Genomic DNA, 13,275 nt, shown 5'->3' on the forward strand with positions numbered 1-13,275 from the left:
CGGAACCGCGGCGCGCGCCGGCGGCCCGGCGACGGGTCAGCGCACCGCCGGGTCGGCGGTCACCGGAGCGTCCCAGTCGATGACGTAGCGCTGCTCGTGACCCACCGTCCGCTCCGGGTCCATCGCGGTCTTCATCAGCAGCGGCATGAGCAGCGGCATCAGCGTCCGGGCCAGCGCGCCGGGCGCCTTGGCCCGGTTGATCCGGGCCGCCCGGGCGGCGACCTTCTCCACCCGGCCGCGCCGCAGCCGCTCGTACGCGGCGAACGCCGCGCCGACGTCGGGCAGGTCGCGCAGGCAGCGGGCGAGCTGCACGGCGCTCTCGATGGCCAGCGACGCGCCCTGCCCGGAGCTGTTCGACGGCGCGTGCGCCGAGTCGCCGACCAGCACCATCCGGCCACGGTGCCAGCGCGGCACCGGCGGCATGATCAGTAGGGAGCCCACCACCTGGAGGTCGTCGGCCTCGCTGGTCAGCATCAGCTGCCGGCCGGGGTCGTCGTCGCCGTAGGCGGCGCGCAGGGCCCGCAGCCACTCGGCGGCCGGCACCGCGCGGGCCTCGGCGAGCGTCATCGGCCGCTCCTGTGGCAGGTTCACTCCCCACCGGGTGCCGCCGCCCGGCTCCGGCCAGTAGAGGTAGTAGCCGCGCCGGCCGAAGGCGAAGGTCATGGTGTCCGGCTCGGCGTCCACCTCGTGCCGGGCCACCGCCTCGAAGCCGAGCAGCCCGGTGGGAAGCGGGCCGGGCGCGTCCGGGTCGATGAGCGTACGGACCGTCGAGCGGATTCCGTCGGCGCCGACGAGGATGTCGGCGGTGGCGGTGCTGCCGTCGGCGAACCGCGCGGTGACGCCGGCCGCCGTCTCCCGCACGTCGACCAGGCGCTTGCCGTACGCGATCGGCACGCCCTCGGCGACGGCCCGGGCGTGCAGCGCGCGGTGCAGGTCGGCGCGGTGCACCACCCGCAGCGGTGGTACGTCGGCCAGTCCCGGCAGTTCGAGGTGCCTACGGCCGACGGCCATCGCGGTGCGGTGGATCGGGGTGGCGATCTCGGTCACCGCGCTCTCCGCGCCGACGGCGCGCAGCGCGGCGACGCCGTTGGGGGCGAGCGCGAGGGTGCCGCCGAGGCCGTCGGCGCTGCTCGGGTACGCCTCGTGGACGGTGGCGGTGATGCCGGCGCGGTGCAGCGCCAGCGCTGTCACGGGGCCGGCGATGCCGCCGCCGATGACGATGGCCGTGCTCACTGTGGTCATGGTGCTCTCCCTGGTCGTCGGTGCTCGCGGGTGGCACCGACCTGGGAGGGAGCCCGGCTATCCTCGTGGTTGCCGCTTCGGGCCGGAGCACCTTCCCAGGTGCGGTACCGAGGTAGGGCCCCGGCGTGGTGTTGGCGCACCGCGCCGGGGCCGTCCGTCACTGCGTGGAGCCGCCCCTCTCGGCGAGATCGGTCAGCTCCGGCGGCAGCTCGCCGGTCTCGTGGAAGGCCCGCCACTGGTCGAGCCCCGGGTAGGTGCCGGCGCGCAGCTCGGCCAGCAGGGCCCGGATCCAGGTCGCCTCGGCCTCCCGGATGGCCAGGTCGTACTCCGACTCGACCAGGAACAGTCGCGGGATCTGCCGCAGGTGCTCGGTGAGCGCGTCGCGCCCGGCCCGGATCCCCTCCTCCAGCGCCTCCAGGCGTTGCCGCAGCAGCTCGGCCGCCTCGTCGGGGTGCAGCACGGCGAGCACGGAGAGCCCGGCGCGGAAGCGGGGGTGCTCCGGCTCCGGGGTCGACACCAGCTCGCGCGCCCAGTCGACCAGCTCGGCCCGGCCCGCGTCGCTGATCTGGTAGACGGTGCGCTCGGGACGCCGACCGGCTCGGACGCTCTCCACCGCCGTGATCAGACCGTGCCGGTCCAGGTTGCGGACGACGGTGTAGAAGGAGCCCCACTTGATCTCCATGTCCTGGTCCTTGCCCCAGGCGCGGAGAGTGGTGGCGATCTCGTACGGGTGCATGGGCCGCTGGGCGAGGGCGGAGAGCACGGCCAGGGCCAGCAGGTTGCCGACCTTGCGCTGCCTCGGCATACCGGCCTCCGATGCTCGGCAACGATTACTTGCAAACGAGTATATGGCCGGACCTCTCCGCGGGTCCACCCCGTCCGGAAGGTCACGCCGGGCTGGGCCCGAGCTGGCGGCGACGGCGTCCGGCCTACGATCACGGGGTGGAGGAAGATATCCGGCGGATCGGGATCATGGGTGGCACCTTCGACCCGATCCACCACGGGCACCTCGTCGCGGCCAGCGAAGTGGCGGACCGGTTCGGGCTCGACGAGGTGGTCTTCGTCCCCACCGGCCAGCCGTGGCAGAAGGCGGACGAGCCGGTCAGCCCGGCCGAGGACCGCTACCTGATGACGGTGATCGCCACCGCCTCGAACCCCCGCTTCCAGGTCAGCCGGGTCGACATCGACAGGGGTGGCCCCACCTACACCGTCGACACCCTGCGCGATCTGCAGAACGAGTACGGGCCGAAGGTGCAGCTCTACTTCATCACCGGCGCGGACGCGCTGTCGAAGATCCTCTCCTGGAAGGACCTGGACGAGATCTTCGAACTGGCCCACTTCATCGGGGTGACCCGGCCGGGGTTCAAGCTCACCGACGAGCATCTGCCCGCCGACACGGTGAGCCTGGTGCAGGTGCCGGCGATGGCCATCTCCTCCACCAACTGCCGCGACCGGGTCGCCCGGGGCGAGCCGGTCTGGTACCTGGTGCCCGACGGTGTGGTGCAGTACATCGCCAAGCGGCGCCTCTATCAGGCCTGACGACGCCCGCTATGCGGCGTCTGGCCGGGTAATCGACCAGAACTGACAAGTCGGGACGCCGCCGCGTGTGAGACGCTTGGAGGGTCGCACGGTTGATCGAAGGAGAACGGTGACAGTTTCTGAACGCGCGTACGAGCTGGCGACCGCCGCGGCCCAGGCCGCCGCCGACAAGAAGGCGCAGGACATCGTCATCATCGATGTAGGCGACCAGCTCGCCATCACCGACGCGTTCCTGCTCGCCGCGGCCCCGAACGAGCGTCAGGTGCTCGCCATCGTCGACGCCATCGAGGAGCGCCTGCTGGAGCTGCCGGACAAGGCAAAGCCGGTGCGGCGCGAGGGCGAGCGCGGCGGTCGGTGGGTGCTGCTCGACTACGTCGACATCGTGGTGCACGTCCAGCACACCGAGGAGCGCGAGTTCTACGCCCTCGACCGGCTGTGGAAGGACTGCCCGACGATCCCGTTCGTCGACCGCGACCTGGTCGACGCCGAGTCCGGCACCGGTTCCGCCGCAGCGGAATGACCCGCCTGATCATCTGGCGGCACGGCAACACCGACTGGAACGCCGCCAACCGGGTCCAGGGCCAGACCGACGTACCCCTGAACGATCTCGGCCGGGAGCAGGCCCGGGCCGCCGCGCCGCTGCTCGCCGGGCTGCGTCCGGACGCCCTGGTCGCCAGCGACCTCAGCCGGGCCGCGGAGACCGCCGCCGCGCTGGCCGCCCTGACCGGGCTGCCGGTACGCAGCGACGCCCGGCTGCGGGAACGCCACTTCGGGCGCTGGCAGGGGCTCACCCTCACCGAGGTCGCCGAGCAGTTCCCCGCCGAGTACGCCCGCTGGCGGGCCGGTGACCCCGACCCGGGGGCGGAGATCGAGACCCTGGACGACCTGGGCAAGCGGGTCGGCACGGCGCTCACCGAGGCCGCCGACGCCGTGCCCGGCGGCACCGTCGTGGTCGCCACCCACGGCGGCGGCGCCCGGCAGGGCGTCGGGCACCTGCTCGGCTGGGAGTCGGGCGTGCTGCGTACCGTCGGCTCGCTGCAGAACTGCCACTGGACCGAACTGCGCCACGACGACGTACGGGGCTGGCACCTGCGGTCGCACAACGTCGGCCTGGTCGTCGCGCCGGCCGTCGCCGACGCGGTCTGACGCGGCCTCGTCGGGCGGGGTCGGCATCGGCTAGCGTGCCGGGCATGCCCGTCGCGGTCGTCACCGACTCCACCGCCTATCTCCCGCCCGAGCTGGTGCACGCGCATCGGCTGACCGTGGTGCCGCTGACCGTCGTGCTCAACGGCGCGGAGGGGCTGGAGGGGGTGGAGGTCCACCCCACCGACGCGACCCGGGCGCTCAGCGGCCGGCGGGTCTCGGCGAGCACCTCCCGCCCCGCCCCGGAGCAGTTCGCGCAGACGTACCGCAAACTGCTCGACGCCGGCGCGGAGGGTGTGCTGTCGGTGCACCTGTCGGCGGAGCTCTCCGGCACGGTCGAGGCGGCCCGGCTGGCCGCCGACGAGCTGGGCGGGCGGGTCGCGGTGGTCGACAGCCGCTCCACCGGCCTGGGCCTGGGTTTCCCGGTGCTCGCCGCCGCCGAGGCCGCCGCCGGGGGCGCGGACCTGGCGGGGGTACGCCAGGCCGCGCTCGACGCCGTGGCCCGGACCACCATCTACTTCTACGTGGACACCCTGGAGTTCCTCCGCAAGGGCGGCCGGATCAACGCGGCCGAGGCGCTGCTCGGCACCGCGCTGTCGGTCAAGCCGATCATGCACATGCCGGACGGGGCGATCGTGCTGAAGGACAAGGTCCGCACCGCCAGTCGGGGCGTGGCACGCCTGATCGACCTGGCCGTCGATGCGGCCGGCAACGCCGAGGTCGACCTGGGCGTGCACCATCTCGCCGCGCCGCAGCGGGCCGAGGCGCTGCGCGCCGCGCTGATCGAGCGGCTCGGCGACCAGGTGCGCGAGACGTACCTGTCGGAGGCCGGCGCGGTGGTCGCCGCGCATGCCGGACCGGGCCTGGCCTGCGTGGTGGTGCACCGTCGTCCGGCGGGTTCCGGCGACCCCGGCCAGACCTGACGGACGCTGTCGAACTGCCCCAGATTTGGGAACGCCGGGCTGAGCAGGGCCGGCCGTCGTATCTGCCGGGAGAGGAGCAGCGGCAATGTCCTCTGTGGTGACCGGCGGAGGCCGGGGCGTGGGTCGGGCCGTCGTGCAGCGGCTGCTGGCCGCCGGCGGCACCGTGGTCGTGGTCGAGCACGACGCCGAGGCGCTCGGGTGGCTCCCCGGTCATCCGGCCGCCGACCGTCTGGTGGGTGTGGTCGGCGACGCCGGTGACGAGGAGGTCATCGCCCGCGCCGCCGACCTCGCCGAGCGGGCCGAGCCGCTGACCGGGTGGGTCAACAACGCGGCGGTGTTCCGGGACGCCTCGGTGCACGCCGCGCCGGTCGGCGAGGTGCTCGCCCTGATCGGGGCCAACCTGCGCCCGGCGGTCGCGGGCGCCGCGACGGCGGTCCGCCGGTTCCTCGCCAACGGCACCGGCGGAGCGATCGTCAACGTCTCCTCCCACCAGGCCACCCGGCCGGTGCCGGGCTGCCTGCCGTACGCCACCGCGAAGGCGGCGGTCGAGGGGCTGACCCGGGCCCTCGCCGTCGAGTACGGGCCGCGGGGAATCCGGACCAACGCGGTCGCGCTCGGCTCGATCGGCACCGAGCGGCACGCGGACTTCCTCGCCGGGCAGGACCCGGCCGAGGCCGCCCGGATCGGCGCCGAGCTGAACCGGCTGCATCCGGTGGGCCGGATCGGTCGGGTCGAGGAGGTGGCGGACGCCGTCGCGTGGCTGCTCTCGCCGTCGGCGGGCTTCGTCAACGGGGTGACCCTGCCGGTCGACGGCGGGCGCGCGGCGCTCGGCCTGGACCCGGAGGCGCACTGACCTGCCGCGCCGACCCTGCTAGCACAGACCAGCGTGATCAGGGAGTTTTCCACAGCCCGCTCGGCCGTCCACAGCCGTCGCCGGGCGGGGCTGTCCCGGCCGGTAGCGGCCGTAGCGTCATGCCGTGTCACACGACGACGAGACCGTGGTACGGCAACGCCTGCTGCGCCTGACGGCCGCACCGCCCACCGTTCCGGCGCCGGCAGCCGACTCGTCGTTCGCCGACCCGGTCGCGATACAGCCGACCCACCCCGCCCCGGCGGACCGCGCGCCGCTGCACCGCCCGGTCGCTGATGCGTCGGTGGACCTCGTGACCTCCAGCGCGCCGCTGGACCTCGCGACGTCGGGTGCTCCGCTGGACCGTCCGGCCGCCGGTGCGCCGCCGGACCGTGCGGCGTCGGCCGCGCTGCTGGACGATTTGGCCTCGGCTACGCCGCTGGGCGGTGCGACCTCCGGGGTGCGCGTCGCCTCGCCCGACGAGGGGGTTGACCGGTCGGCGGCGGGCGAGCCGGCGGCAACTGCGGTGGCCCGGCTGCCCGGCCCGGGTGCGTTCGATCCCGGGCGGCGTGGGGTGCGCGCCCTGGCGGTCGTCGCCGTGGTGGTGGTGCTCGGGGCCGGGCTCTGGGCCTGGCGCTCCCGGCCCCACGCGGAGCCGGTCCCGTCACCGGCGAGCGCCGACGCTCCCGTCGCGGCCGATGTCACCGAGGCGGGTGCCACCCCGGCCGGTGAGCTGGTGGTGGCCGTCGCGGGCAAGGTACGCCGTCCCGGGCTGGTGCGGCTGCCCCCCGGCGCCCGGCTCGCCGACGCGGTGGCGGCAGCCGGTGGGGCGCTGCCCGGGGTCGACGTGGCGCTGCTCAACCCGGCCCGCAAGGTCGTCGACGGCGAGCTGATCGTGGTCGGGGTGCCAGCGCCGCCCGGCGCCGCCGGCCAGCCGGCGCCCGGTGCGGCGCCGCCCGGCGCGGGTGCGGCCCCCGCCGCAGGCGGGCCGGTCAACCTCAACACCGCGACCCTGGCGCAGCTCGACGCGCTGCCCGGGGTCGGCCCGGTGCTCGCCCAGCGCATCCTCAGCCACCGCGAGCAGCACGGCGGCTTCCGGTCGGTGGGCGACCTGCGGCAGGTCGAGGGGATCGGCGACGCCCGCTACGAGCAGCTCAAGGAACTGGTGACGGTGTGAGCAGCCGACCGCGCCCGCCACACGCCGCCACCGCTCGATCGTCAGTGCCGGAGCAGCCCTCGCCCGGCACGTCGCTGGCGGCCGACCCGCCGGACCTGCGGCTGGCCGGGCTGGCGGTGGCGGCCTGGCTCAGCGCCCTGGCCGGGCTGTACCTCGACGCGTCGAGCGCGCTGCTGATGGCCGGGGTGGCGGCCGCGCTGGCGGCCGTCGGTGCGCTGCACCTGCTGGGTCTGCTCGGTCGGCCGCGGGCCGCCGTCCGTCGCTACGGCTGGATCGCCGTCGCGGTGGCGCTCGGCGTCGTCTGCGGCGGCACGGCCACCGCCGCCCGGCTGGCCGTACGGGACGCGCCCGCCCTGCGCGCCCTCGCCGAGCAGCGGGCGAGCGTCACCGCGGAGCTGGTCGTACGGGACGATCCACGACCGATCCGCGGTGCCCCCGGCCGCCCGGCCACCCTGCTGGTGCCCGCCCGGCTGGTCGGCCTCGTCGGGCCGGACGGCCAGCGGGTCAGCGCGTCCGTCCGGGTGCTGGCGTTGGCCACCGACCCGGCCTGGCGTGGACTGCTGCCCGGGCAGCGGCTCACCGCGGAGGTGCGGCTCGGCCTGCCCCGCGGCGGCGACCTCACCGCCGCCGTGCTCAGCGCCGCCGGTCCGCCGCTGCGGCGCGGTCCACCGTCCTGGCCGCAGCGCGCCGCCGGATCGCTCCGCGACGGGCTGCAACGGGCCTGCGCGCCGCTCCCCGCCGAGCAGGGTGGGCTGTTGCCGGGGCTGGTGGTCGGCGACACCAGCCGGCTGCTGCCCACCGTCGAGGAGGACTTCCGGGCCACCGGCATGACCCACCTCAACGCGGTCTCCGGCTCCAACGTGGCGATCGTCGTGGGTGCGGTGCTCCTGCTCGCCCGCTGGTCCCGGGCCGGGCCGTGGCTCGCCGCCGGCCTCTGCGCGGTGGCCCTGGTGGGCTTCGTCATCCTGGTCCGCCCCTCGCCGAGCGTGGTGCGCGCCGGCACGATGGGCGCGATCGGGCTCGCCGCGCTGGCCGCCGGCCGTCCCCGTGCCGCGCTGCCCGCGCTGGCCGCCGCGATCACCGCGCTGGTGCTGGTCGACCCCGAACTGGCCGGCGACCCGGGCTTCGCGCTCTCCGTGCTCGCCACCGGCGGCCTGCTGTTGCTCGCCCCGCGCTGGCGCGACGGGCTGCGCCGGCGAGGCGTGCCGGCCGGTCTGGCCGAGGCGCTGGCCGTGCCCGCGGCCGCCCAGTTGGCCTGCGGACCCGTGGTCGCCGGTCTCTCCGGCACGGTCAGCCTGGTCGCGGTGCCGGCCAACCTGCTGGCGGTGCCGGCCATCGCGCCGGCCACGGTGCTCGGGGTGCTGGCGGCGATGATCTCACCGCTCTGGCCGGCCGGTGCGGAGTTCGTCGCGTGGTTGGCGAGCTGGCCGGCGCTCTGGTTGGTGCTGGTGGCCCGGCACGGCGCCGCGTTGCCGGCGGGCACGCTGCCCTGGATGGGCGGGGTGCCGGGCGCCCTGCTGCTGGCGGCGTTGACCGTGGCGCTGCTGGTCGCCACCCGGCGGCCGGTGGTGCGCCGGCTGGTGGCGGTGGTGACCGTCGCGGTGGTGCTCGGCACCCTGCCGGTCCGGCTGGTCGCCCGGGGCTGGCCACCCTCCGGCTGGGTGGTGGTGGTCTGCGCGGTCGGGCAGGGCGACGCGGTGGTGCTGCCGGTCGCGGCCGGGCGAGCGGTGGTGGTCGACGCCGGGCCGGAGCCGGCGGCCGTGGACGGCTGCCTGCGCCGGCTCGGCATCCGTGAGGTGTCGTTGCTGGTGGTGAGCCACTTCCACGCCGACCACGTCGGCGGGGTCGCCGGGGTGTTCCGTGGGCGGCGGGTGAGCGAGGTGCTCACTCCGGGGTGGAGCGAGCCGGAGACCGGGCAGGAACTGGTCCGGGCGGCGGCGGCCGGTGGGCGGGCGCGGCTGGTCACTGCGCCGGCCGGCTGGACGTACCGGGTCGGTGGGGTGGCGCTGGTCGTCCTCGGCCCGCCGTACCCGCTGCGCGGCACCCGGTCGGATCCGAACAACAACTCGCTGGTGCTGCGCGCCACGGTGGCGGGGGTGCGGATCCTGCTTCCGGGTGACGCGGAGTCCGAGGAGCAGCAGGCCCTGCTGGACCGGATGCCGCCCAGCGCGTTCCGGGCCGAGGTGTTGAAGGTGGCGCACCACGGGTCGGGCTATCAGGACGGAGCCTTCCTGGACGCGGTCCGCCCGGCCGTCGCGCTGGTGCCGGTGGGGGCGGGTAACACGTACGGGCATCCGCACCCGGCGCTGCTCGCGCGGCTCTCGCGAGGCGGGGTGCGGGTGCTGCGTACCGACACCGACGGAGACGTGGCGGCTGTGCGCGGGGACGCCGGCCTCGCGGTGGTGGCGCGGGGCGTCCGCCCCGGGACGCAGCCCTGACCGGCCGGGCGACGGCCGGCCGGGACGGTCCACCGGCGATCCGGACCCGCGCACCGGCCAGGTCCACCGGCGGCGGGCGGTGCACCTGAACTTCACCGGCCAGGTCCACACCGTCCTGGGTGGCGATTTGTTGGCTTATCTGGGTAATTGAAATAAATGTCTGGATTTGCACTGAGTGCGGGCTCCGCCGCCCGAGCGGCCGATGAGCAGGCACGATCCCACCGTGGGGCGTGCGAATATGGGCGACGTGACCCCCGCCAGCCTCGCCCCCATTCTGCTCGTCCTCGGCGATGAGGAGCTGCTCGCCACGCGCGCGGTGGCCGAAGCCGTCGCGAAGGCGCGCAGCGTCGACCCCGACGTGGACGTACGCGAGTACCAGGCCGGCGTGCTCGCGGTGGGGGAGATCGCCGAGATGCTCAGCCCGTCCCTGTTCGGCGGGCGGCGGGTGCTGGTGCTGCGCTCCGGTCAGGACGCCCGCAAGGACCTGGTGGCGGCGCTGCTGGCGTACGCGAAGAACCCCGACCCGGAGGTGCAGCTGATCGTGTTGCACCTCGGCGCGGCCAAGGGGAAGGCGTTCGCCGAGGGGTTGAAGGCGGCCGGCGCGACGGTGGTGCCCGCGGCGAAGCTCAAGGGGCACCGGGACCGGGTCGCCTTCGTCCGCGACGAGATCCGCCGGGCCGGTGGCAAGTGCACCGAGGACGCCGCCGAGGCGTTGATCGCGGCGGTCGGCAACGACCTTCGCGAGCTGGCCGCCGCCTGTTCGCAGCTGATCGCCGACACCGACGGGCGGATCAGCGCGGACACGGTCTCGCGTTACTACCGGGGCCGGGTGGAGGTGAGCGGCTTCACGGTGGCCGACGCCACCATGGTCGGCGACGTGCCGGCCGCGTTGGAGGCTCTGCGCTGGGCGCTGCACGTCGGGGTCGACCCGGTGCCGATCGCCGACGCCCTCGCCGACGGCGTCCGCACCGTGGCCCGGGTGGCCTCCGCGGGCCGGGGCAGCCCCTACCAGCTGGCGAGCAGCCTCGGCATGCCGGCGTGGAAGATCGAGCGGGCGCAGCGGCAGGGCCGCGGCTGGACCCCGGAGGGGCTGGTCCAGGCCATGCAGGTCGCCGCCGAGTGCAACGCGGCGGTCAAGGGCGGCTCCGACGACCGGGCGTACGCGCTGGAGCGGGCTGTCTTCTCGGTGGCGGCGGCCCGCGCGGGTGGCGCCCGGTGACCGGACCGACCCGGATGAGCTGGGCCACGCTCCCGGCCGACGAGGAGCAGTACCGCCCGCTCTACGCCCGGGCCCTCGGGCTGCGATTCGTCAACCCGGGCGGGGTGCTCTGCTTCCTCTTCTTCGAGGGCGCCGTCGCGCTGGCCGTGCTGCTCGCCCTCGCCGAGCTGGTCACCTGGTGGGCTGTGCTGGTCCTGCCGGCGGCCGTCGCGGTCATGGTCAAGCTCAACGACATGGTGGCCGCGGTGGTGGTGCGCTCCGCCGCGCTCGTACCCGAGCAGGAGCGGGACCGGTTCCGGCGGCAGATGGAGCCGGTCGTCGGGCGCGCCCGGGTGGAGTGGGTCACCCACAGCGTGCCCGGGATCGTGGTCTCCACCGAGCCCGCCGCCCGGGCGGACGACGCCGGAGCCGGCCGGCACCGCACCGCTCCGCCGTCCTGACCGCACCGCCCCGACCCAGCACCGCCCTCGGCGCCCGACCGGCGCGGCCCGACCCGCCATCGGCACGACCCGCGACCGGCGCGGTCCGACTCGCGACCGGCGCGACCCGACTCCCGACCGCCGTGGCCCGACCCTCGACCGGCACGGTCCGGCCGTAGACAGCCGGAAGCCCTCGGCGTGGTGCCGAGGGCTTCCAGTGAGTTATGGAACCGCCAGGTCAGGCGGCGAGCGTCACCACGCGCTTGGCGATCGCGGACTTGCGGTTCGCGGCCTGGTTGGCGTGGATCACACCCTTGCTGACCGCCTTGTCGAGCTTGCGCGAGGCGTCCTGCATGAGGGCGGTGGCCTGCTCGACGTCGCCGGTCTCGGCGGCCTCGTTGAACTTGCGGATGGCGGTCTTCAGCGACGACTTGACCGACTTGTTCCGCAGCCGGCGCTTCTCGTTCTGCCGGTTGCGCTTGATCTGGGACTTGATGTTCGCCACGCGACAGCCTCGTCTTGATAGCTCGGGTTGGTCAGCTTGTGCGCGTGACGGAGCATGCGTCGTCGCCGCGCGAAAAGCCAGGTTACCAGGTCGGACCGGGACGAGCCAAAACGGCTCGGGACGACGTCGCCGGGGCGGATCGTCCGGACCATCATGCCCGAGCCGCCGGCACCGGTCAGGCCCAACCCCGGCGGGCCGCCAGCCAGGCCAGCGCCTGCTCGCCGCTCCACCGGTTGTGCGTGCGGATCAGCGGGGAGGCGGTCGGCGGAGTCGCGGCCGCGGTGGTGAGGAAGTACCCGGCCAGCGCGGCCAGCGTCACGTCCAGCGCGTCCGCGGGCGCGCCGGCGGTGGTCGGATGGTCGGCGAAGAGCCGGTCCACGTCCAACCCGCTGGCGTGACCGGTGATCAGCAGGCCCGCCAGGTCGAACCAGGCCGGGCCACGGCACAGCCAGGCCCAGTCGCAGAACCACGCCCGGCCGTCCCGGCCGATCAGCACGTTGTCCAGCCGCAGGTCGCCGTGGATCAACGCGTCCGGTGGGCCGGCGGCGGCGTACCCGGGCAGCCGCGACTCCAGCGCGACCAGCTCGGGGAGGCGGTCCGCCAGCGCGGCGGGCAGCGCGGGCGGCGGCTCGCGGCCGGCGGCCACCTCACCCCACCAGATGATGTCCTCGCGGGCCAGGTCGGCGAGCCGGGGCGGGTCGAGGGCGAGCAGGTCGGCCGGCGGGTCCGCGAGCGCGGCGGCGACCTCGGCGTACCCGGCGAGGGTGGCGGCGAGCTCCGACGGCGCCCAGGGCAGCCGCGGGGTGCGGCCGTTCACGGCGTCCAGGCAGATGGCGTACCAGCCGGCCGCGTCGAGGGTCCAGCGCAGCCGGGGGACCGGCAGCCCGGCCGGGAGCCGGGCGAGGACGGCGGCCTCCCGGGCGTACCAGTCGACCAACCGGGGCTGGTCGGCCGGCGTCGCCGCCTTGACGAAGGCGGACGCCCCGTCGGCCGTGGTCAGCACCGCGGCGAAGCCCCGGGTGAAGCCGGCCCCGGCGACCCGGACGGCGGTGACCGGGCCGCCCAGCCGGGCGGCCACCGCCGAGCGCAGGCCGGCCGGCAACTCGTCCCAGCCCGGTCGTAGGGCGGTCGCGTGGTACGGCGGTGCTGGGTCGGCGGGCACGTCTCCCATGCTGTCGTACCCGGCCGGCAGGATGCAGCCGTGCACACCGACGACTTCCGGGCCCGCGCCGGGCTCGTCCCGCCGGGCCCGGGCCGGGCGGTCTGCGAGACTGCCAGGCCATGAGGACCGACGACTTCTGGCAGTTGATCGACCGGGCCCGGGCCGGCGGCGGTGGTGAGGCCAGCGCGGTCGCGGCCCGGGCGGTGGCGCTGCTGGCCGAGCGCGACCCGGCCGACATCGTCGGCTACGCCCACCACCAGCGGCGGGTGCTCGCCGCCTCGTTCCGGGTCGACCTGTGGGGCGCCGCCTACCTGATCAACGGGGGCGCCTCCGACGACGGTTTCGAATACTTCCGCGGCTGGCTGATGACCCAGGGCCGGGAGGTCTACGCCCGCGCCACCGCCGACCCCGACTCGCTGGCCGAGCTGCCGCAGATCCGTGCCGCCGCGCTCACCGGCGAGGAGTTCCAGTCGGAGGACATGCTGGCGGTGCCCTGGGAGGCCTACCGGAAGGCGACCGCGACCGACCTGCCGGCCGACCGCGACCCGGTCACCACGCCCGACCTCAACGACTTCTGGGACTTCGACGACGAGGAGGAGGCCCGACGGCGGCTGCCGCGCCTCGCCGCGCTCTTCGTCGAGCCGCCGGAGGAGTGATC

At 75.4% G+C, this 13,275-nt stretch carries 14 protein-coding genes; 10 read left to right on the top strand and 4 right to left on the bottom strand.

Features of this window, described 5'->3' with window-relative positions; genetic code table 11:
• Positions 1–36: 36 nt before the first annotated feature.
• Complete coding sequence (locus AB0C04_RS06325; protein ID WP_357049256.1) at positions 37–1,242, bottom strand: NAD(P)/FAD-dependent oxidoreductase; 1,206 nt, start codon at positions 1,240–1,242, stop codon at positions 37–39.
• Between the two features lie 157 nt (positions 1,243–1,399).
• Complete coding sequence (locus tag AB0C04_RS06330; protein WP_357049259.1) at positions 1,400–2,047, bottom strand: PadR family transcriptional regulator; 648 nt, start codon at positions 2,045–2,047, stop codon at positions 1,400–1,402.
• Positions 2,048–2,184: 137 nt separating this feature from the next.
• On the opposite strand from AB0C04_RS06330, the gene nadD reads away from it, so the two are divergent.
• The 9 genes from nadD to AB0C04_RS06375 all read left to right on the top strand — a co-directional run bounded on the left by nadD (position 2,185) and on the right by AB0C04_RS06375 (position 10,971).
• A complete protein-coding gene (nadD, locus tag AB0C04_RS06335) occupies positions 2,185–2,781 on the top strand; it encodes a nicotinate-nucleotide adenylyltransferase (protein ID WP_350873974.1) in 597 nt (198 codons plus the stop codon).
• A gap of 109 nt (positions 2,782–2,890) precedes the next feature.
• Entirely contained in the window at positions 2,891–3,301 is a 411-nt protein-coding gene (gene rsfS, locus AB0C04_RS06340; protein ID WP_357049262.1) for a ribosome silencing factor, read from the top strand.
• A complete protein-coding gene (locus AB0C04_RS06345) occupies positions 3,298–3,927 on the top strand; it encodes a histidine phosphatase family protein (RefSeq protein ID WP_357049265.1) in 630 nt (209 codons plus the stop codon). The genes rsfS and AB0C04_RS06345 overlap by 4 nt, the downstream gene beginning before the upstream one ends.
• 44 nt (positions 3,928–3,971) lie before the next feature.
• Entirely contained in the window at positions 3,972–4,847 is an 876-nt protein-coding gene (locus AB0C04_RS06350; protein ID WP_357049268.1) for a DegV family protein, read from the top strand.
• A gap of 85 nt (positions 4,848–4,932) precedes the next feature.
• Positions 4,933–5,700 carry an SDR family oxidoreductase gene (locus AB0C04_RS06355; protein WP_357049271.1) on the top strand — a complete coding sequence of 256 codons (768 nt, stop codon included), beginning with the start codon at positions 4,933–4,935 and terminating at the stop codon, positions 5,698–5,700.
• Positions 5,701–6,001: 301 nt separating this feature from the next.
• Positions 6,002–6,874, top strand: a complete 873-nt coding sequence (locus AB0C04_RS06360) for a helix-hairpin-helix domain-containing protein (protein ID WP_357050692.1) — start codon at positions 6,002–6,004, stop codon at positions 6,872–6,874.
• A 44-nt stretch (positions 6,875–6,918) separates the two neighbouring features.
• Positions 6,919–9,312 (top strand): ComEC/Rec2 family competence protein, encoded by a 2,394-nt coding sequence (locus AB0C04_RS06365; RefSeq protein WP_357050695.1) that lies wholly within the window; start codon positions 6,919–6,921, stop codon positions 9,310–9,312.
• Positions 9,313–9,550: 238 nt separating this feature from the next.
• Positions 9,551–10,531: a DNA polymerase III subunit delta gene (gene holA / locus AB0C04_RS06370; protein WP_357050698.1), complete on the top strand. Its 981-nt coding sequence runs from the start codon at positions 9,551–9,553 to the stop codon at positions 10,529–10,531.
• The gene (locus AB0C04_RS06375) at positions 10,528–10,971 is read left to right on the top strand and encodes a hypothetical protein (RefSeq protein ID WP_357049274.1); all 444 of its coding nucleotides are present in this window, start codon (positions 10,528–10,530) and stop codon (positions 10,969–10,971) included. The genes holA and AB0C04_RS06375 overlap by 4 nt, the downstream gene beginning before the upstream one ends.
• Before the next feature lie 217 nt (positions 10,972–11,188).
• Here AB0C04_RS06375 and rpsT read toward each other — a convergent pair whose 3' ends face one another.
• Together rpsT and AB0C04_RS06385 are read right to left on the bottom strand one after the other, a co-directional pair.
• Complete coding sequence (gene rpsT / locus AB0C04_RS06380; protein ID WP_350873984.1) at positions 11,189–11,455, bottom strand: 30S ribosomal protein S20; 267 nt, start codon at positions 11,453–11,455, stop codon at positions 11,189–11,191.
• A 175-nt stretch (positions 11,456–11,630) separates the two neighbouring features.
• Positions 11,631–12,626: a phosphotransferase gene (locus AB0C04_RS06385; RefSeq protein WP_357049277.1), complete on the bottom strand. Its 996-nt coding sequence runs from the start codon at positions 12,624–12,626 to the stop codon at positions 11,631–11,633.
• A gap of 110 nt (positions 12,627–12,736) precedes the next feature.
• Here AB0C04_RS06385 and AB0C04_RS06390 point away from each other — a divergent pair, with 110 nt between their 5' ends.
• Entirely contained in the window at positions 12,737–13,273 is a 537-nt protein-coding gene (locus tag AB0C04_RS06390; protein ID WP_357049280.1) for a DUF4240 domain-containing protein, read from the top strand.
• The last annotated feature ends 2 nt before the right edge of the window (positions 13,274–13,275 follow it).

Origin of the sequence: Micromonospora sp. NPDC048909 (assembly GCF_040649635.1) — a bacterium.
In the GTDB taxonomy this organism is placed as follows: domain Bacteria; phylum Actinomycetota; class Actinomycetes; order Mycobacteriales; family Micromonosporaceae; genus Micromonospora.